The organism is Pedobacter suwonensis (assembly GCF_007833675.1).
GTDB lineage: Bacteria > Bacteroidota > Bacteroidia > Sphingobacteriales > Sphingobacteriaceae > Pedobacter > Pedobacter suwonensis.
Window position 1 is genome coordinate 4449942 of sequence record NZ_CP031708.1, and the last position, 20383, is coordinate 4470324.

The following is a 20383-nucleotide window of genomic DNA, read 5'->3' on the forward strand; positions in this document are numbered from 1 at the left end:
TGCATACAACATTGGTGTGAGCTGCCTGTCATTACTATTATACTACCTATAAAAAACATGAACAAACAAACTATAAGCAGATTTATCAGAGATTATCTGCATAATAAACTTAATGAAAAGCAAAAAGCCCAGCTTGAAACCTGGTATTTGTTAAAAGCTGAAGAAAATAAGTCGGTTGATCCGCCAATAGAATACGAGAAATTGGAAGCAAAAATCTGGAATAAAATTCTTTCTGATGTTTCCCAAACGGAAGCGGAATTGCCTAAAGTTCAGAAGCTGAATAGGTCTTACAAAAGAATAATTTCAATAGGAATTGCCGCAAGCATATTATTGATAGCTGGCATAGGTTATTTGACACTTAAAAATAACGATACCACTCCAGACCAGTTTGTTATCGCAAAAAAATATGATCTGCCTGCTGGTACTGATAAGGCCATATTAACTTTATCTGACGGTAAGGTAATCGATTTAAATAAGGATGCTGTCGGGAAAATTGCTACTGAAGCCGGTATTGAAATTACCAAAGCTGCTGATGGAACTTTGGTTTATAAAACTTTAAATACAGGCAAAAGTGATGGATTTAATACCATTACCACGCCTATTGGCGGGCAATACGCAGTTATATTACCTGATGGATCAAAAGTTTGGCTAAATGCAGGGTCGTCTTTAAAATATCCAACAGCATTTGCGGCAAGTGGAAGAAACGTAACCTTAACAGGGGAGGGATACTTTGAGGTGGCGCATATGGAAGGGACTAAAGGAAGAGTGCCATTTACCGTAACCGTGCTTAAAAACCAAACGCAATCAGAAAAAGTGGAGGTGTTAGGTACACATTTCAACATCAATGCTTATGCTGATGAACCTTTTATTAACACTACTTTATTAATGGGAAGTGTAAAGGTTGCTTTGAGCAATAACAAGACTACATTACTTAAGCCCGGGCAGCTGGCCAGGTTAAGTAATGAAAACATACAAGTACAACAGGCAGATACGGAAATGGCGGTTGCCTGGAAAAACGGAGAATTTGTATTCAGGGAAGATTTAAGAAGTGCGATGAGAAAGGTAGCGCGATGGTATGATGTGGAAATCGTTTATGACGAGACTGCACCAGAAAATTTGATGCTTGGCGGTTGGATGTCGAGAGGTACCAATATTTCAGAAGTACTCAACCATATTCAGTTAACCGGAAAAGTTCACTTTAAACTTGAAGGAAGGAGGGTAGTCGTTTCTAAATAACATTGAAAACGATTCCAAAAAAAACAGAGGTGCTTGGCGGCACCCCTGAATAATTGGCAGTCGACTATAAATAATCAACTAATCACGCATAAGGTCTTGATTTCGAAGCCCAGGCCAAATGCAATAAACCAAACAAACAAATGTATAAAAATTTTACTTCACTAGGGTTGCCCAACAGGCAGCCCCGCAAACTGCTACTCGTTATGCGACTGACGGCTGTGATTTTCTTGGCGGCTTTACTGCAATTAAGTGCATCAACCAAGGCACAAAAAGTTTCCATTGTCGAAAAAAATGCGCCGCTTGAACGCGTATTAAAAGAAATTCGCCGACAAAGCGGATATAATATTATCTATGATCTTAACCTGATCCTCGATGCCAAGCCGGTATCTATACAGGTGAACCAGGTTAATGTTTTGGAAGCCGTTCAAAAGTCGTTAAATAACCAGCCGCTTACTTTTTCTGTTGATGGCAAAACCATTGTAATCAAGGAAAGAAGTATGGCAGATAAACTGGTAGATCTGGTAAAAGACATTGATGTTAAGGTAAGCATCAGAGACTCGTTAGGACGTCCGCTTCCCGGAGCTAATGTGTACAATAAAACCATTAACAAAATGTACGTTACGGATAAAGAAGGTGATATCCTGATTAAGGATGTGCCGGCTAATGGTTATGTATTACTGATCTCGTATATAGGATATAAAGGGGAGGAGATTTTTGTGGATAGAAAGACCGTTACCTATTACGTAAGATTAACGGCGGCTTCATCAGCGTTGGAAGAGGTTAGTGTAGTATCTAACGGTTATCAAAAAATTAGTAAAGAGCGCGCTGCCGGTGCCTATAGTACAATTTCTGGAAAGGAACTGGAGGGAACACCCGCGGTTAACCTTATGGAGCGTTTGGAAGGTAAAATACCAGGCGTAAAATTTGATGTTAAAAGTAATGTCGTGCAGATCCGTGGTGTAAATAATTATGCAGCCGGTTCAGGAACTCCACTGATTGTGGTGGATGGATTTCCATTACTCGACCCAAGCGACAGGGCACAACTAACAAAAACCTATGGTGTTACTTATGGAAATTCAATTATAAGTAACATTAACATTGCGGATATTGAGCAGATTACATTTTTAAAAGATGCTTCTGCTACTTCCATCTGGGGTTCCAGGGCGGCCAATGGTGTAATTGTAATTGAAACGAAAAAAGGTCGCAATGGTACATCTCAGGTTAACCTCAGTTACGTTTTCGGAATCTCCAAAAATCCATCTATTGCCAGTCAGCGCTGGATGAATGCCGCACAATATATCGATCTGGAACAGGAAATGGTTGACAAAGGTTTTCTGGTAGATCCGGCTTCGGCAACACCAGGAAATGCCATTTATACACCAAACAATAGTGAAGCTACTGAATGGATGTTTCGCGTAAAACGTGGAACGGCAACCGTTGCCGAGCGCGATGCTGCTTTAGCACAAATTGCCATGCGTGATGGTGCAGGCCAGATCGAAAAAAACCTGTTGCAAAATGCAGTCAATCATCAATATAACCTTTCTTACTCAGGTGGTACTGAAAATAGTAACTTTTATATTTCTGGAAACTACACGAAAGATGTGCCTATCTATAAAAGTAATTTTGCTGAAAATGCTTTTATTAATGCCAATACCAGTACCGCATTATTTAATAAGAGAATTACATTACGGGCATTAATCAATTACCAATATAACAAATCGCAATCTAACAGTGCTGCAGTTGACGCCCTTTCGGTTAGTACAACCGCGCTCAGGCCATACGATTTATTATATGATGACAATGGCAATAGTATAGGTAGAACGGTTATTTTCCGACAATCATTAGCCAATACCATGATCGCACAAGGCTATCTGCCTTTCAGTTACAATGCAATTGATGAACTCAATTATTCCAACTCCATCGCCAAAAGTAATGTGATAAGATTAAATGGTGGAATTAACGGTAAAATTACGAAGTGGTTAAATGCGGATATTTCCATTTCAAATCAACGTCAGTTCAGCTCAAACAATCTCCTGAATGAATTAAATAGTTATGTGGGAAGACTTTTGGTGAATACGGGTACGGTAATTACCAATGGTAAACCGGTTTACAATGTACCTTACGGCGGGCGCTATTACACCAGTGGCAATAATGCATCTGAAACAGCATTTAGAGGACAGCTGAATGCAGATGTAGCTTTTACTAAAGATCATCATTTCACTGCCATTGCCGGAACTGAATTGAGGGAAACCCAATCAGCCAGTAATTCTGAAGTCAGATATGGTTATAACGAAGATACCGGAGCTGTGGGCATTGCAAACCCTACTGTTTCTTACGTAACCATGTATGGTTATTCGCAAACCTTAGGCAATAATCTAAGTAGTTTGGGTGCATCCAGAAAGCGCTTTTTGTCTTATTACAGTAACGCCTCTTATAGTTACAGAGATAAGTATTTCCTTACCGGTAGTGCCCGATTTGATGATTACAGTATGATAGGGGTAGACCGCAGAAAAAGAGCAATTCCACTATGGTCTGTAGGTTTAAGGTGGAATGCCAATCAGGAAGAATTTATCAGGAAGCTAGATTGGATCAATCTGTTAAGTTTAAGGGCAACCCTTGGAACTGCCGGAGTGGTACCACAGGGAGGGTCAAATATTCCTATTCTTACAACAATAGGTAGCGATTCCCGTACGGGCCAGCCCATTGCCAATATTGACAACCCAGCTAATTCTGAATTAGGATGGGAAACAACTAAGCAAGGTAATCTTGGTTTAGATTTCGGTGTCTTAAAGGGCCGTTTAAATGCAAGTTTTGATGTTTATACCAAACACACCAAAGGTCTTTTGGCTAGTTTCAATTACAATGCTACTTATGGTTGGTCTAACCTATTGTTTAATAGCGGAACCCTGAAAGGGCACGGTTACGAGTTCAGCATAAATGGTGAGCCATTAAGGGCAGGAAGATTCAGTTGGAAATCTTTGTTCAATTTCAGTTATACAACCAATACGGTAACAGAAGCCAGGTATGAAAATAATTCCAACAACCTGGCCGGGTCAGGATCAATAGTAAATGGTGCTACTTTAGGCACATTGTACGTATATAGATGGGCAGGTTTAGATAACAAGGGACAATCACAGATTTACGACCGCAACAATAACATCATCAATAATACCACCAATTTAACCAGTGCCTTTACAAAAGAAGACCTAGTTAAAGCAGGTGTACTTTATGCACCATATTCAACAGGCTTTTTTAACACCTTTAAATATGGCGAATTTGAAGCGGGAATCCAGATTACGGGTTATTTCGGTCATGTATTTATGAAAAATGCAGTCACCAATTATCCAAACTTTCAGGGTGCCTACCCAGGTGTATTAGGCAGGCAGGAAGATTTGGCCAACCGTTGGAGAAATCCAGGTGATGAGGCGATCACCGATGTTCCCGGGCTATCTAACGTAAACTTTAACAGTATTAATCGCTATCGCTTTTCTGATGCGTTGGTGAGAAAGGCAGATAACATCCGTTTACAGCAAATTTCCCTGGCTTATCAATTACCAAAACGTTTTTTACCAAGAAATACTTTCAAATCGATTTCAATTTCTGCTAATGTCAGAAATCTGGGTATCATCTGGAGGGCGAATAAAGATGGTATCGATCCTGAATTTGTTAGCAATGGCAATTTTGGCACGGTAAGCCCTACACCTAGTTACATTTTTGGAATCAATGCAACGCTATAATCAAATGAAGACAAAATATATCATCATCCTGTTTGCGTTGGCAGTTGCCTTCGCAGGCTGCAGAAAGTATGTAGAAATTGATCAACTTTCTGTACGTACCTTAAAATATACATCCGATTACCGGTATACCATGAACAATAACTCGGTTTTGGAAGGCAGTTTTTCTTATCCAATCTTATCGGGCGACGATACAGAAATTACGGATGCCACCCGTCAAAACAACCTGGGCGATATTCTGGGTAATGTGTACAGCTGGGCAGCACTTTATACAGCTGATACGCAAAGTGATGCGGATTGGGATAAACAATATAAAACCATTTATACCTGTAATGAGGTAATCAATGGTGTGTTAAATTCACAAAACGGAACGGAGCAAGAGAAGCAGAAAATTTATGCTGAAGCACTGGTACACCGTGCTTATACTTACCTGGTTCTGGTTAACACTTATGCCAAGCAATACAACAGCGCTACCGCCACCACAGATTTGGGCGTGCCTTTGCTTACCACACCAAATTTATATACTAAACTTAACCGTACACCGGTAGCAGAAGTATATAACCTCATAGTGAAAGACCTGAAGGCATCCATCAGTCGCCTGCCTGATCTTCCTGAGTTTAACGTAAGGCCGGCAAAGGTATCGGCTTATGCTTTGTTGGCTAAAACATACCTTAATCTTCGTGATTTTAATAATGCCTCGTTATATGCGGATAGTACGCTGCGTTTACAAAATACATTGATCGATCTGAAGAATTATGAAAATTCACCAGCTACCCTTCCTTTAAGGTTGAATAATCCGGAAATTATATTTTCTAAAATTGCGGCTGTAACCTATCAGGCCATTTCGTTAAGCAACGACCTGCTTTCTGCTATGGGAACAACAGATTTGCGTTATAAGTTATTTACCGATACCAGAAGCCGTTTCGGCGGGCAATTCAGCACCAGCTTTACAGGTCGTGCTTCCAGTAAGTATTTCTACAATGAATTTTCGATCAGTAATGGGCCATCGGTACCAGAAATCATGCTCATCAAAGCAGAATGCTTAGCTAGAGCAGGCCAAACCGCAGATGCCATGACGGTTGTAAATAACTTAAGGGTTAAGCGTTTTAATAATGCCAATTATGTGCCTTTAACAGCCTCATCTGCTGCTGATGCCTTGCGGATTGTAGTGGAAGAAAAAAGAAAGGAGCTGTTTGGTACAGGTTTACGCTGGTTTGATCAAAAAAGATTAATGCTTGATGATGCCTTTACCCAAACGAAAACCCGCAATTATAAAGGAATAGATTACACGCTCACACCAAATTCTAATCGCTACACCTATCCGATAGGTGATAAGTATATTTTATTAAACCCCGAATTGCAACAAAATCCGAGATAATCTACGGAGAGCTTATGAAAAAAAATCTTTTACTAAATGGTCTGCTACTGCTTTGCCCTTTTTTTGGGCAGCAGCTGGCTGCCCAGACCTTAACCTGGAAACCAGAATTGTTAAGGCAAAATCAACCTGCTACATTTTATTATCAGGCAAAGGGCGGCGACCTTGAATTTAGCGATGAACCAAACGCAACATTGGCTTATTTTAATGGCAAACGCTGGGCATCTGTACCGCTAACACTGAAAAAGGAAAATGATCAGTGGCAGGCAAGTTATACCTTGCCCAATAACGCCGTTTTTTTGGCGCTTAAATTTTACCAGGGCGCTTCAATGACGCCGGAAGCAATCGATAATAACCAGGGTAAAGGTTACTTTACAAAGGTTTTAGGTAGCAACGACAAGGAACAGCGTGGCAGTTATCTGGCAGAAGCTGCATTGCGGTCTAACTTAACTGGCGACTGGAGTTTAAATGATTTTGTTTCGGCGGCAAAAAATGCCCAAACCACTGATTCCTTGTTAAAAAAGGAAGAAAAGATTTCTGGAAAACCATCTGGCCCGTTACTCTTTACCTATCTTGATTTGAAACGTTTGACAATGCCGCCAGAAAAGTTTGATGCCTTTGCTGATGCAACTATACAGGCTATGCTTAAGAAAGAAAAGTTCAGCGACGCCTTGTTAGCAGAAGCCCATGGTTATTATATCCGGGAGAAAAGGGATCAGCAAGCAAAGGAAATAGAAAAGTTGATTTTCCAATATCAGCCAAAAAGCGGAACTGCAAAATTATTAAGCTTCCGTGCGGCAACCAAAGGAGCCTCAACAGAGGTTTACCAGGCGGCATCCGAAGATTTTCTTAAAAAATATCCTTATGCAGAATGGAAGAAAAATCCCGATGACAAAGGTTTCTTATATTATGAAATCTATAGAGGGTTGGCTACCAGATACTTTGATGGTAATCAAATAGATAAGTTCTTATCCCTGTTTAAGGATATTGATTTTAGAACAGCCAACGAAATTTATCGTTGGAACATTACGCGGAATCAAATGTCCATGTCCGGTAAAGCAGATTATAAATTACTTTATGAGCTGAGCAAAAAGATCATTCCTTACTTATTGGAACGCCAGCATGATCAGTCTTATCTAACCGACTTCGATAGGGATGCGGTTAAAGCACAGGAAAACGCCGATAAGCAAATGAACGATCGCTTATTTACCCATATTGCTTTAGCCATTAACCAAAAGGATTTTGCCGCAGCAAAGAACTTTTTCCAATACCTGTCTAAAGACGGAACTTATAGTAATGCCGACATGAATGCGATGCATCTTCGTGTATTAAGCGAACTGAAAGATGAAAAGGCCATCAAATCCTTACTGGAAAATAGTGTGGCAGCCAATGCAGTTACGCCTGAAATGTTTGCTAAGTTGAAAGAATTGTATAGAAGCGAACACCAGGGCCAGGAAAAAGGCTATGAGGAATACTTATCATCTCTGATGCCAAATGATAAAAAAGCAGAAATGAGGGGGCATGTAATGGCCAACATGGTCAATTATCCATTAAAGCCTTTCAGCCTGGAAGATGCCAATGGTAAAATGGTAAATTCTGACGATTGGGGAAATAAAATAGTAGTAATTGACTTTTGGGCCACCTGGTGCAGACCTTGTATTGAAGCTTTTCCTGGCATGCAATTGCTGATAGATCAATATGCAAAAGATCCAAATGTTGCGGTTTATATGATTGGTACCATGCAATTTGGTGATTATAAAGCCAAATCGGTAAACTTTGTTAAGAGCCAGGGCTATCGTTTTAACCTTTTGCATGATGCAGTTCTCCCTAATGGAGAGCAGGCAGCGGTTTTCTTAAGCCTAAAGCCGCTATTTAAGTCGTCAGCCATTCCACGTAAAATCATCGTAAAAAACGGCGTTGTACGCTATTCTTCTGAAGGATACTCCGGTAGTCCGAGCCAGTTAAGCGATGAATTATCAACCGCCATTGAGATTTTAAGAGCAGAGAAATAATGATAAGAAAAACGATAATTACAGCTTTTTTTTCCTTCTGGATAGGGCTTTCCGTTCAGGCACAGATGAATCCGAAGATTAAGCTGCAGGATGCCTTAAAGCTAATCCAGGATAACTATGTAGATCCGGTTAACGATGAACCCGTAGTCGATGCCGCCATCAAGGGCATGTTGAGCAGCCTTGATCCTCATTCCAGCTACATCAGCCGCGAAGAGGTAGAGGCCATGAACGAATCCATGTCAGGAAGTTTTGCTGGCATTGGAATCGGTTTTGCAATGATTTCAGACAGTACATTTATCATCAGTGTCAATCCGGATGGACCTGCAGCAAAAGCAGGCTTAAAAGTAGGCGATCAGATTGTAAACGTAGATGGTCAGACAATTCTTGGCAAAAACCTGAAAAACCAGGAAGTGATGCGGTTACTGAGGGGAGAGAAAGGAAAAGCTGTTGACCTGGCTATCAGGCGTAAAGGACAGCCAGCGCTTTTACAATTCAAGGTAATGCGTGAGCAGATTGCCGAGTTATCCATTACGGCCAGTTACATGGTTACCAAACAGATCGGTTATATTGCGCTGTCTGTTTTCAGTCAGTCTACCCGCCGGGAAATGGATGCCGCCTTAAAAAGCTTGAAAGCGCAGGGCATGACCAAACTGATTCTCGATTTACAGATGAATGGGGGAGGCATAGTAGACATGGCTATTGGCGTGGCGGATGAATTTCTTCCTCCTGAAAAAACTGTTTTTTATTCAGTTACCAATACAGGTGTGAAGGATTATTTTCTCACCGGTGGTTACGGACAGTTTATGGATGGCGAATTGGTGGTTTTGGTTGATGAATCGACTGCTTCTTCAAGCGAAATCCTGACCGGTGCTTTACAAGACTGGGATCGGGCCGTAATTGTTGGACGCAGAACTTTTGGAAAGGGATTGATGCAGAAAGGATTTCCATTAAGTGATGGTTCGGTAATCAGGTTAACAGCCGCTCGCTATTATACGCCTTCAGGCCGATCCATCCAGAAACCTTATACCAAAGGCAAAGCTGATTATTTTGAAGATTTTAACCGGAGGATGGCTTCAGGTGAATTGAAGGAGGCAGGGCATTATCATTTTCCAGATTCGCTTAAATATACTACACTTAATCATAAAAGAACGGTGTATGGTGGTGGCGGTATCATGCCAGATCAGTTTGTTTCGATAGACACGGCATTATATAGCACCTGGCTGAATCAGACCATGAACAGTGGTTTAGTAAATAAAGTAACCTTTGAGCTGGTGCAGCAGAATCGTAGTCAGCTAACCGCTAATTATCCTGATTTCGAAGCCTTTGATAAGGGTTTCAAAGTGGATGAAGCCATGGTTGACGGGATTTTTGATGCCGTCGAAAAACTTCGGATCAAAATGCCTGCAAAAACAGATCAGGTTGCAAGAAAAACCGTCCGGATAGAACTGAAAGCCGGCATAGCCGATATGTTATATGTAGGTAAGGGTTATGCACTGCGCATTCGTAACGAAGCCAGCGCCGCCTTTGATACGGCCTTATCTATTCTCAACTCAAAAGCCACTTACAATAAATTATTGGCAGGAAGTACCGCCAGTAAATCATCTCCTAATCAAAAGAAAAAAAACTAACATGAAAAAATTAATAATTGGTGCAATAGCTGCACTTTATTCCATGAGTGCAACCGCACAAACCGGATATACCATAAAAGGTCAGATCGGAAAGTTGGGTAAGCCTGCCAAAGCTTTTTTGCTAACCAAAATTGATGGCAAGCAGATTCTGGATTCAGTTCCGCTGGTAAATGGAAGCTTTACCTTTAAAGGCAAGGTTTCTTCCCCTATTGAAGCAATCGTGCGTTTGAAACATGATGATGCCATTGAGATTCCGGGCAAAAGAATAAATGTAGATGGGGTGAGTTTGATATTGGATAACGAAAACATTACCATTACCGGTAAAGACTCATTAAAAACGGCTGTGGTTAAAGGATCTGCACAGACCGAAGAAAGCCGACGTGTAGATGATCTTCTTCGTCCCCTTTATAACAAATTGCAAGCCTTGAATAAGGAATACCAGGATATGCCTGAAGCTAAAAAACAGGATAAAGCTGTTATCCAGGATTTAGAAAAACGGGCAAACGCAATAGAAAAAGAAATTGTTGACGCTAAAATCGGTTATGTGAAAAATAATCCAGACAGTTTCATGTCGCTGATGGCTTTAAACTCCACTTTAGCTCCGGGTTTCGACGCGGTGGAAATGGAAAAAGTATACCTGACCATCAATCCGAAGTTAAGAGATTCGTATTTCGGTAAAGAGGTTGGCCTGCGCATCGCTACTTTCAAAAAAACACAGGAGGGCGTAGAGGCCCAGGATTTTGCACAGCCTGATGTTGACGGAAAAATGGTTAAACTTTCTGATTACCGCGGAAAATATGTTTTGGTCGATTTCTGGGCTTCATGGTGTGCGCCATGCCGTAGAGAGAACCCAAACCTGGTTAAGGTTTACGAGCAATATAAATCAAAAGGATTTGAAATTTTAGGTGTTTCGCTTGATAAGGCTGCTGATAAAGCGAAATGGATTAAAGCGATAGCAGACGATAAATTGACCTGGAAACAGGTGGGTGATTTAAAAGGATGGGAAAATGAGGCTGCGGCCAGATATGAGGTTAAAGCTATTCCTATGAATTTTTTAATCGATCCAAGCGGAAAAATTATCGCCAAAGAACTTAGAGGTCCGGCACTGGAGTCGAAAATCAAAGAAATATTTGACGGACGCGCCAAGTAAAAAATCTTATAGTTAATGATGATTAATGCAGGTTGACGGATGTCGCCTGCATTTTTTTTATCATTTGTTTTGGACAAATCAATTGACTACAGGATTAAAGTCATGGCCTGGCAGGATAGCTAACAACCTAAGCTAGATTAATAATATGCTTTAATTTGTGTTATTTGACGCCTTGTATGCACGGTCGTCACCCTGAACTTGTTTCAGGCTCCTTTCGTGCTAAAAAGATGCTGAGATGAATCAGCATGACGAATAGTCTAATAAGCGCTTTTATAAAAAGTTATTTTGTTAAATAATTATCAATTCAAGTTAAAAAGTTAAATCCATAAGGATAGTATAGCAGCAATCAATGCTGTCGTCATAATTACGCTTCCTAATTTTAAAAATGTCCAGGCACTTACTTCCTGTCCTTCTCTTCTTAAAGCCACCAGCCATAATATAGTGGCCAGCGAACCGGTTATGGAAAGGTTGGGACCAAGGTCTACACCAATTAATACTGCACTTTTAACCAGATCGGGCGCATGGGCATTTTGCAATACACTACCTGCTATCAGTCCGGCAGGTAAATTATTCATTAAATTGCAGGCTATCGCTGTTACCGTACCACTAAGCCATACCGCTGCTGTTTCAGATTGTGCTATAGCATCATTTAACACGGCGCTTAAATGTTGTGCCATTCCGGTTTTATTTAATGCTTCAACCACTACAAATAAGCCCGCCACCAAGGGAAGCACTGTCCATGATATTCCTTTAATCACATTAACGGGATTTTTTCTCGCGCGGGTCAATACAATGGCGCTGGTGATGATCCCCGTAATCAATGTGGGCAACCCCAGTTCCATGTTCATGGCAGAAGCAGCTAATAAAACAGTTGCAGTTACACATATTCCAATCAAAGCTGTTTTACCGCCCGGGCTTAGTTCAGGCAAGTTGATCTCTGTTCTTATTTTTTGTTTAAAACACTCACGCTGTGAGAACCGGAGCACAAAATAAGTAACGGTAATGGCACATATCGAAGGGATCAGATACAAACTCAGCCAATGCATTAGGGATGGCATATTCGTACCATAGATTACCAGATTTGCCGGATTTGAAATAGGCAGCACAAAAGAAGCTGCATTGGCAATAAATGCGCAGATCAATAAATAGGGCAAAGGTTTTTCTACCTTAGCTGCTTTAACTGCCGCTGCCACAGCTGGTGTTAATACAACAGCTGTGGCATCATTGGAAAGGAATGTGGTTACCACCACACCAACCAGATAGATGAGTAAAAATAATCGTCCCGAAGATCCCTTAGCCCTCATAGTGGCATGGGCGGCGAGCCAGTCAAACAGTTTTTCCTCTCTTGCAGTTTCGGCCAGCAACATCATGCCAGTTAGGAATAAATACACATCCAAACCTTTCGCTATTCCGGAAAAGGCATCTGAAAAGGTAATCAGTTGGAATAATAATAACAGAGCGGCCCCAAAAACTGCATATACAGCTTCCGTAAATTTAAAAGGCCTGATGATTACACCCGCTATGGCAAGGAAAGAAATAATCCAGATGAGTATGTTATCCATATTTTATCGCGCTAAGATATTGCTTTTCAGTTATGTTCAACTTGGCTGTTTCGCTATACATTTTTTGATTACCTGCCAGGATTAGCAGGCATCCTTAATTGTTTTTGCAAAGATGGTCCACAATAGAATGGAACCAATGGCAAATGCACCAAGAATCATAAAAGCACTGCTGTAACCCATTCCCTGTGCTATCCAGCCCCCGATTGCGGGGCTAAGTGATGCTCCCAGGCCCTGTACCGTCATCACCGCGCCCTGCCCTATATTTACCCTTCCCGTACCATTCAGGATATGGGCAACCAAGCCGGGAACAGCAACACTTTGCAGGCCAGCCCCAACGCCATCTAAAATTTGTACAGGATAGATTCCTATGTGACTGTGCATATACGCAGCAAATAAACCACGTATAGGCAGCGACAAGAAAGAGATAAATAATACTAACCAGTAGCCACTTTTATCAGCCATTTTCATGGCTAACAATGAGGTGCCGATCATAACCAATTGTGCAATGATAATGGTCATGGCTACAAACATGGAGGCATTACCATTTCCACTGGCTGCTGCAGCAAGGCCGTAAAGCGGTAACATGGCACCGTTACCCAAATGAAAAAAAGCCAGTGCGCCCGCCAGTACCAATAATGACTTACATTGAAATAATACTTTGAATCCACTTGCTTTTTCATCTTTCTCTCCCTCTTTCATCCCTCTTGCCACGTCATCATCAATGGAATTAGCCGGAATCAATAATACTGAAATGATAGACAGTATCCCAAAAAAAGCTGCCAGAATAAATATAGCCGTGATGCCAAATTTGTAGCCCAGGTAACCTGAAAGTGCAGAACCTACCACATTGCCTGCATGGTTGAAGGCCTGGTTATAGCCATTTTGCTTGTTAAATCCTTTTTGTTTTACTATACCAAGCGTAATGCCGATGATGGCCGGGCCAATAGCCGAGCCGGCAATAGCTGTTGCCACCTGCGAAATGCTCACCAGCCAGAACTCCTGGGTGAATAAGATTATTCCAGAAGCCAGTATGGTGAAAACCGCCGATATAACCACATAAAACCTTTTTCTTTTAGTGGCATCGATTAATGCACCTGCCGGAATAGTCATGATCATTCCGGCTACTCCACCAATGGTCATCACTGAACCGATCAGCCCGCTTTTCCAGCCATGTGCCAAAAGGAAGATGCCTAGAAATGGTCCGACACCGGCCTGGAGGTCGGCCATGAAAAAATTAAGAGATTGTAAGGGCCAGATAATCCGCTTATCTGTTTCGCCTAAAGCTGCTTGTTTGCTCATACAGGTCTCCTAACACCAAGTGCGATATTTTGTTTAAACACTTAATAGGAATATTTTATGTTATTTATTTGTAAATCAGATGATTGAATTAGTTTTATGCTCGAATTAATTTTTCTTCATACTAATAAATAATAATGATTATAAATCCATACCAGGGTATAGCGTAGTTGGCAAATCAACCACTGCTTCAAAGAAAAAATTGCTGCTTTCTATACTGAATTTTCCATTGTGTAAATTAGTAATCTCTTTAACCAGCCATAAGCCAATCCCTGCACCGTTGGCTTCTATGGTCTCCCTATGGAAGGCATTCTGGAGATTTTCAGTCGGGAAACTTTCCTCGTTAATTGCATTCTTAAAACTAATGGTGATATAATCCTTTATGTTAGATTGCTTTACAGCGCAACTGATCGGCGTTCCCGGGACAGCATATTTAATCGCGTTCTCAATGAGGTTCATCAATAAGATATTCAGCTTGTCATCATCGGCAATGACTAGAAAAGTTTCAGCATCCTGATCAAAATCAATATCTGTGCTTAATTCTTTTTGCTGCATAAATGTTTGGAACCGGTTAAACAACCGGAGTATTACCAGCGAAAGATCTATCTGTTGCCGATGTAACGTAATGCCGCTACTTTTTAACTGGCTTACCAGCAGGAACTCCTGCACCACCTGTTGCAGCCTGTTGATCTCCGTAAGCTGACTTTCCATTAGGTTTGACAATGCGGGTGTCAACCCCGGTTTTGATAGGTGAACTTCTATTTCAGCACGCATAATGGCCAGCGGTGTTTTTAATTCGTGTGAGGCAGAGGCAAAAAAGTTTTGTTGCTGCCGTAACGATTCATCGATCCGAACCAACATGGTATTGATGGTTTCAGTTAATTCCTGCAGTTCGTCATTCGTTTTTTTCACTGGAATAACGTCGCGGAGTTTATGCGCATTGATGAGTTTGGCTGCGTTAATGATGCGCTGCACAGGCTGTAGCAGGTAAAAAGATAAAATATAGGCAATGAGACCTGCAAGTAAAACACTCAACAAGCTGCAGGTAAAAAGTAAAAGGAGCAGGTATTGTAAGTTACTGTTAAGTTGATCAGCACTGCGTACCAGCATCAGTTCGGCTGGATTGTCTTCATTATTGCTGGCCACGTATGCAACCCTCATGCCTAAGGTATCGGTTACGCCTGTCTTTGCAGGTGTTCGGATGTTTTTAATGATGCCCGGAGACTGGAACACCACGATGGGTTTCCCTGCTGAATGATATAATACCCTGATAGAGGTATTCTGATCAGGCAAAGGAATAATTGCAGGCAATACTTCCGTTTTATCCAGAAGCGTTTTGGCCCTCGCTATTAAATAAGCATCATTATCTGATATCATCAGCATCCTGATTTTCCGGTAACAGTAAAGGTTAAAGGAGAAACTTAACAAAATAAAAATCAGACTAAATGCAGCCGTAATTTTAAGTTTGATACCGAACTGACGCTTTCCTATTCTCATTTAACCTTGTTTTACATCGCCTTTTAAAATGTAACCACGCCCCACAACCGTGTGGATCAATTCTTCATCGTAACCTCTGTCCATTTTTTTTCGAAGCTGGTAAAGATGTACTTCTATTACATTGCTGCCGGGGTCGAAGTTGATATCCCACACTTTTTCAAGGATCTGTGATTTGGTAACCACTTTATTTTGGTTAGCAAGGAGGAACTCCAGTAGTGCAAATTCCCGGTTGCTCAGCATAACTGCTTTGCCGGCGCGGCTAACTTCCCTGGTCAAAAGATCTACCTTAAGGTCTGCAACCTGTAATTTGAGTGAATCCTGTGCAAATGATCGCCGCTGTACAGAACGTATCCTGGCCAACAGTTCTTCAAGTTCAAATGGCTTTTTGAGATAGTCAATAGCACCATGGTCAAGTCCGTTTATCACATGTTCTGTATCATTCAGGGCACTGATAATAATAACCTGGGTTTGGTTATTAAAGCTACGCAGGTTTTTTAAAACCTCCAGCCCGTTAAGCGAAGGTAGCATCATATCCAATAAAATAAGATCGTAATGGCCAATCATTGCTGTTTCCAAACCTTTATTGCCATCAGCAACCACATCGCAGATATGGCCTGCCTGTGTAAGGCCGTCAGCAATAAATCCGGCTAACTTTAACTCATCTTCTATTAATAATATTTTCATCTTACCAGGAATGTTTTGTTATCTATTGTGATGCGGAGTACAATATATACTTTGTCATGATTGATGTTGATAAAGCCCTGATCATCCTGCCGCCTCACCGCTTCAAGATTAAAGGTGTTACTTTCTTTAATGAGGTATGCAATATCATCTACCAGCCCGGGTTTAAAGTGAAATAACAGGTTGTTTTTTCTCAATGCCACAATACCACCGTATTGATCTGTAATTATAGCAGGCTTTTCCAGGTTAAATTTTTCTATTTGCTGATTGGGAACATCCGGAGGTGGAGGCAAGTCATCGAGAACCTGGCTGATGCCGGTCCGATTGTTCCGGATGGCTAATAACTGGTAGCCGACTACCTCATCGCTGGGATTTAGCGCATAAGTCGCCTCAATTTCCTCGCCAATAGTACCGATTTTGATTACCCGCGCTGCGGTATGTGGCCGAAAATCAATCGTGATTAAACCGGCTTTTTCCGTTTTCAGTTCCAGGGCATTGATATCCAAATGAGGATTGTTTTTATACCTGATAACGGTTCCTGTAATTACCTTTTGTTTAGTTGCGTGTTCCGTTTTTGGTTCATGATGATGTGATGGCGGTTTAGGTAATACAGGTACCGGAGATTTGACTAACAGCCAAATAATGACCAAGAGTAACAGAATGATGACAACCAGCAGTGGGCGATAATTTTTTATTTTTATCGGCTCATCTGATAAGTCATTATCTTGCTTCATTTTCATATGCGCTGTAAAATATCGTTATTTCATCAGTTAACAGTAAAGCAGCCAATTAGTTCATACGCATTGATAATTATTTTGAGATAGGCGGCTGTATCACAGATATCAAATTGCCAATCCTGAGCCTGTCGAAGAACCGTTGAATGCCCCGTAGAGTTTTTCGATACTTTCGTTAAGCTCAGCACAGGTTAAGCCCAACGTGACAGGCTCTAATGGAATGATAACTTATGATACAGCCACATATGACAACTATCTCAACAAATATGTTTGTCCATTGATCTCGATGGTCTCTGGATGAATAATGGTTGGGGCACCTGATTCCAATACCACACCAGATGGTGGCGTGTCTTTAATACCGGTTACCTTTACTTTATCTCCAGCTTTTAATAAAGATTGTAACTGCTCCATTGCATGTGGCGGTAAATCTATTTCTACCTTGTTATCGAGGCTAAGCCCACGGATTGCACCGCTCTGATCGCGTTTGAAATCATTGATTTTTCCCGTAAACGTTTTAGACGGTTCATTAACAGGTGCAAGAGGTACACTTGGAGGTGTATCTGCTATTTGTGTTCCATCAACAGCTAAACTTGCCATCTGGAATACATTTATGCCATCCGGCCCATTATCAGTAAAGCCCTTTACCGTTACCGATTTGCCCTTAGCTGCGGCACTCATGAGTTGTTTGCCCAATTGTTCCGGAAATCTCACTGTAATCACCTGGCTGCCATTTTGCAAGGTGAAACGATTATAGATATACCTGTCATTCGTTTGGTAAGCAATTACCTTTCCGCTCAATGATGTTAACACCTTTAAACCTGGTCCTCTTTCCATACCATGTTTGTGTAAACGAGGAGTTGGCGGCATTTCGCCGGGTGCGCTGTCCGGTGGTGCCGGAAGGTTATTTGTAGGGCGTACTTGCGCAAAGGTTACGATACTCATCAGCGCCAGACAAGCTGTTACGGCTGTTTTTTTAAGTTGACTTTTCATATGCATTTTTTTAAGATTTTATCATTTTATAATCCAAAGCTACATTGGCGACCTGAAGCGGGTATGAAAAGGGAATTAAATTTAATTCATCTGAATGGTTTGTTCTGTCATGTTCAGCTCAACGGCAGATGGAAACATCTGTCGCAACAGATGGATTCAATTTTTTTTATAATTTTACTGACTATGCGCAACCAACATAACCATACCGATGAAGAGCTGATCGTCATGTTGAGGGAGAATGAAGTGGTTGCTTTCAAGAAAATTTATACAAAATACTGGTACGACTTGTACCTCATGACCAATAAAAGATTAAGGTCGAAAGAAGCTGCAGAAGAGATCATCCAGAATTTCTTCACTACATTCTGGATCAACCGGGGAAAAATAAACATTAAAGGGTCTTTAAAAGCTTATCTCCATTCTGCCATCCGTTATTCTATTATTGATTATCTGGCTAAAGAGGCTACGAGACACAATTATCTTGAATTACTTTCTTTTAGTTATGAAGAGGCTACAAATACCACTGAAGAAGCCATATTTATAAAAGAGCTGGAAAACGGAATTGATGGGGTGATTTCAAAGTTGCCCGCCAAATGCAGAAAGGTATTTGAGCTTAGCAGGAAAGAGCATAAATCCAATAAGGAAATTGCCCAATTACTCGGACTTTCTGAAAAGACGGTAGAAAACCATATTACCAATGCCTTAAAGTACTTCAGGGTTCATTACAAGGTAATTTTGATTGCCTCTGGTTTTGCCTGGTTAATTCGGTAAACTTAACAGCGTTCAATAAAAATCGTCAGCGGGAGAGAGATCTTCTCCGTATGAAAGACCCTGAAACGGGTTCAGGGTGACGGCTGCTTATCAAAAAGGTGGTACAAGCTACTGAAACAAAATCAAACTCAGGTTAGGAAATGAGCGGTTAATGTTCATGGCGGGCTGTAGTCCCGCTATCGCTTATAGTCCGTCATCGTCCTCGTTTGAAACGAGGATGAAGGGCAAAGGCGATTGTATCGCCAAGCACATATTTCGCATTACAAATGTGGGTTTCACTAATCTTAGACGGGAGAGACCCTTTCTATAGTTAAGACCCTGAAACGAGTTCAGGGTGACGATATCCCTGGGGATTTAATGAACAGATTTAACATCGCTTAACTTTTCGTTCTCTATTTAAACTGATCATTTAGCCCTATTTTAATTTTTTTTATTTTTTTTGGGGGCAAGGCCCGGGTTACCCGACTATACTATTAACGAACCAAATATAACTACATACCAACATGGGCAGATCAATAGCCGTTTCCTTATTAAAAAAATATCTTTCCGGTGATTGCACTGTTGCTGAGGTAAAAGAAGTGGACGAATGGTTTGACAGTATGGATGCTGTACCTGAAGAGCTCGTAGGCCTTTCTGATAACCAGCGCAAGCTCGTGGAAGATAGAATTTTTGAGCGCATTCTGCTCAATATCGAAGCTAAAGAACAGCAAAAAATCATATCAGTTCCCAATAAATCAATACGTATAAACGCCATATTATGGGCAGCAGCATCGCTCATTCTGGTACTTGGTACGGTGCTGATCTGGAGATACCATGCGCCGCTAAACCTGCAAAACAAAAATGCAAAATTACAAGCCGTTCATATAAAGCCAGGTGGCAATAGGGCGGTTTTGACCTTAGGCGATGGCTCATCGGTAGTATTAACCGAAGCCAAAATAGGGGCATTGGCCAACCAGCAAAATGTGAGCGTGGTAAAAACAGCTGAAGGTGAACTCCGCTATAAAATACATGCCGGATCTGCATCTTCTGATATAAGTTACAATAAAATTGCCACACCAGTTGGTGGAAAATATAGTATTGTTTTGCCTGATGGAACCAAAGCCTGGCTAAACGCAAAATCCAGCTTACGGTTTCCAACGGCTTTTAAAGGTGCTGAACGAGTGGTACAGATGACGGGTGAAGTATATTTCGAAGTGGCCAAAAATCCAAATCAACCCTTTAAGGTACAATCTGGCGGAACAGAAATTAAGGTACTGGGAACGCATTTTGACGTAATGGCTTATGACGATGAGGCCGGGCAGAAAACCACACTGCTTGAAGGAAGCATCCACTTATCATCCGGTAAATTTTCTCAGTTACTGAAACCCGGGCAACAAGCCCTTGTAGATCCGTCTGGGATAAAGGTGAATCACAATTGTGACCTGGAAGCGGTAATGGCCTGGAGAAACGATCTTTTTATCTTCAAGGATATGGAGATCAAAGAAATTGCCAGGCAGTTGTCGAGGTGGTATGATATTCAGGTGGTATTTAGAGGAACACCTTCAAAAATAACTTACACCGGAACCATATCCAAGGACGTAGAACTTTCAGAGTTGTTAAGTATGCTTCAATTCACTGGATTAAAATATGAATTGAACAGAAACCAGCTTATTATAATCGATTAAAGAATAAAATAAATTTTAACCAAATAAATTATTTAACATGAGAAACTACTACAACA

General features: G+C 41.1%; 14 protein-coding genes. 8 read left to right on the top strand and 6 right to left on the bottom strand.

Annotated elements, in window-relative coordinates; all coding sequences use genetic code 11:
- The first annotated feature begins 57 nt into the window (after positions 1 to 57).
- From DV942_RS18480 to DV942_RS18505, 6 genes are all read left to right on the top strand, one after another.
- Positions 58 to 1236: a FecR family protein gene (locus DV942_RS18480; RefSeq protein WP_145860014.1), complete on the top strand. Its 1179-nt coding sequence runs from the start codon at positions 58 to 60 to the stop codon at positions 1234 to 1236.
- A gap of 140 nt (positions 1237 to 1376) precedes the next feature.
- Positions 1377 to 4973 (top strand): SusC/RagA family TonB-linked outer membrane protein, encoded by a 3597-nt coding sequence (locus DV942_RS18485; RefSeq protein ID WP_145860016.1) that lies wholly within the window; start codon positions 1377 to 1379, stop codon positions 4971 to 4973.
- A 4-nt stretch (positions 4974 to 4977) separates the two neighbouring features.
- A complete protein-coding gene (locus DV942_RS18490) occupies positions 4978 to 6348 on the top strand; it encodes a RagB/SusD family nutrient uptake outer membrane protein (RefSeq protein WP_145860018.1) in 1371 nt (456 codons plus the stop codon).
- 14 nt (positions 6349 to 6362) lie between these two features.
- Positions 6363 to 8357, top strand: coding sequence for a TlpA family protein disulfide reductase (locus tag DV942_RS18495; protein ID WP_145860020.1), 1995 nt, complete (start codon positions 6363 to 6365; stop codon positions 8355 to 8357).
- Positions 8357 to 9985: a S41 family peptidase gene (locus DV942_RS18500; protein ID WP_145860023.1), complete on the top strand. Its 1629-nt coding sequence runs from the start codon at positions 8357 to 8359 to the stop codon at positions 9983 to 9985. Before DV942_RS18495 ends, DV942_RS18500 begins: the two co-directional genes overlap by 1 nt.
- A 1-nt stretch (position 9986) precedes the next feature.
- Positions 9987 to 11135, top strand: coding sequence for a TlpA disulfide reductase family protein (locus DV942_RS18505; RefSeq protein WP_186462344.1), 1149 nt, complete (start codon positions 9987 to 9989; stop codon positions 11133 to 11135).
- 317 nt (positions 11136 to 11452) lie between these two features.
- On the opposite strand, the gene DV942_RS18510 is transcribed toward DV942_RS18505, so the two are convergent.
- The 6 genes from DV942_RS18510 to DV942_RS18535 form a co-directional block, all read right to left on the bottom strand.
- Positions 11453 to 12697, bottom strand: coding sequence for an arsenic transporter (locus tag DV942_RS18510; RefSeq protein WP_145860027.1), 1245 nt, complete (start codon positions 12695 to 12697; stop codon positions 11453 to 11455).
- Positions 12698 to 12778: 81 nt separating this feature from the next.
- Positions 12779 to 13996, bottom strand: a complete 1218-nt coding sequence (locus DV942_RS18515) for an MFS transporter (RefSeq protein ID WP_145860029.1) — start codon at positions 13994 to 13996, stop codon at positions 12779 to 12781.
- 138 nt (positions 13997 to 14134) lie between these two features.
- Entirely contained in the window at positions 14135 to 15490 is a 1356-nt protein-coding gene (locus tag DV942_RS18520) for a sensor histidine kinase (RefSeq protein ID WP_145860031.1), read from the bottom strand.
- Positions 15491 to 16174 (bottom strand): response regulator transcription factor, encoded by a 684-nt coding sequence (locus DV942_RS18525; RefSeq protein WP_145860033.1) that lies wholly within the window; start codon positions 16172 to 16174, stop codon positions 15491 to 15493. It abuts the gene before it with no gap.
- Positions 16171 to 16905 carry a hypothetical protein gene (locus DV942_RS18530; protein WP_145860035.1) on the bottom strand — a complete coding sequence of 245 codons (735 nt, stop codon included), beginning with the start codon at positions 16903 to 16905 and terminating at the stop codon, positions 16171 to 16173. The genes DV942_RS18525 and DV942_RS18530 overlap by 4 nt, the downstream gene beginning before the upstream one ends.
- Positions 16906 to 17157: 252 nt before the next feature.
- Entirely contained in the window at positions 17158 to 17895 is a 738-nt protein-coding gene (locus DV942_RS18535; RefSeq protein ID WP_145860037.1) for a hypothetical protein, read from the bottom strand.
- A gap of 183 nt (positions 17896 to 18078) precedes the next feature.
- Between DV942_RS18535 and DV942_RS18540 the strand changes: the two genes are divergently transcribed.
- Both DV942_RS18540 and DV942_RS18545 read left to right on the top strand, forming a co-directional pair.
- Positions 18079 to 18663, top strand: a complete 585-nt coding sequence (locus tag DV942_RS18540; protein ID WP_159435250.1) for an RNA polymerase sigma-70 factor — start codon at positions 18079 to 18081, stop codon at positions 18661 to 18663.
- A gap of 503 nt (positions 18664 to 19166) precedes the next feature.
- Positions 19167 to 20327, top strand: a complete 1161-nt coding sequence (locus DV942_RS18545; protein WP_145860041.1) for a FecR family protein — start codon at positions 19167 to 19169, stop codon at positions 20325 to 20327.
- Positions 20328 to 20383: the final 56 nt, after the last annotated feature.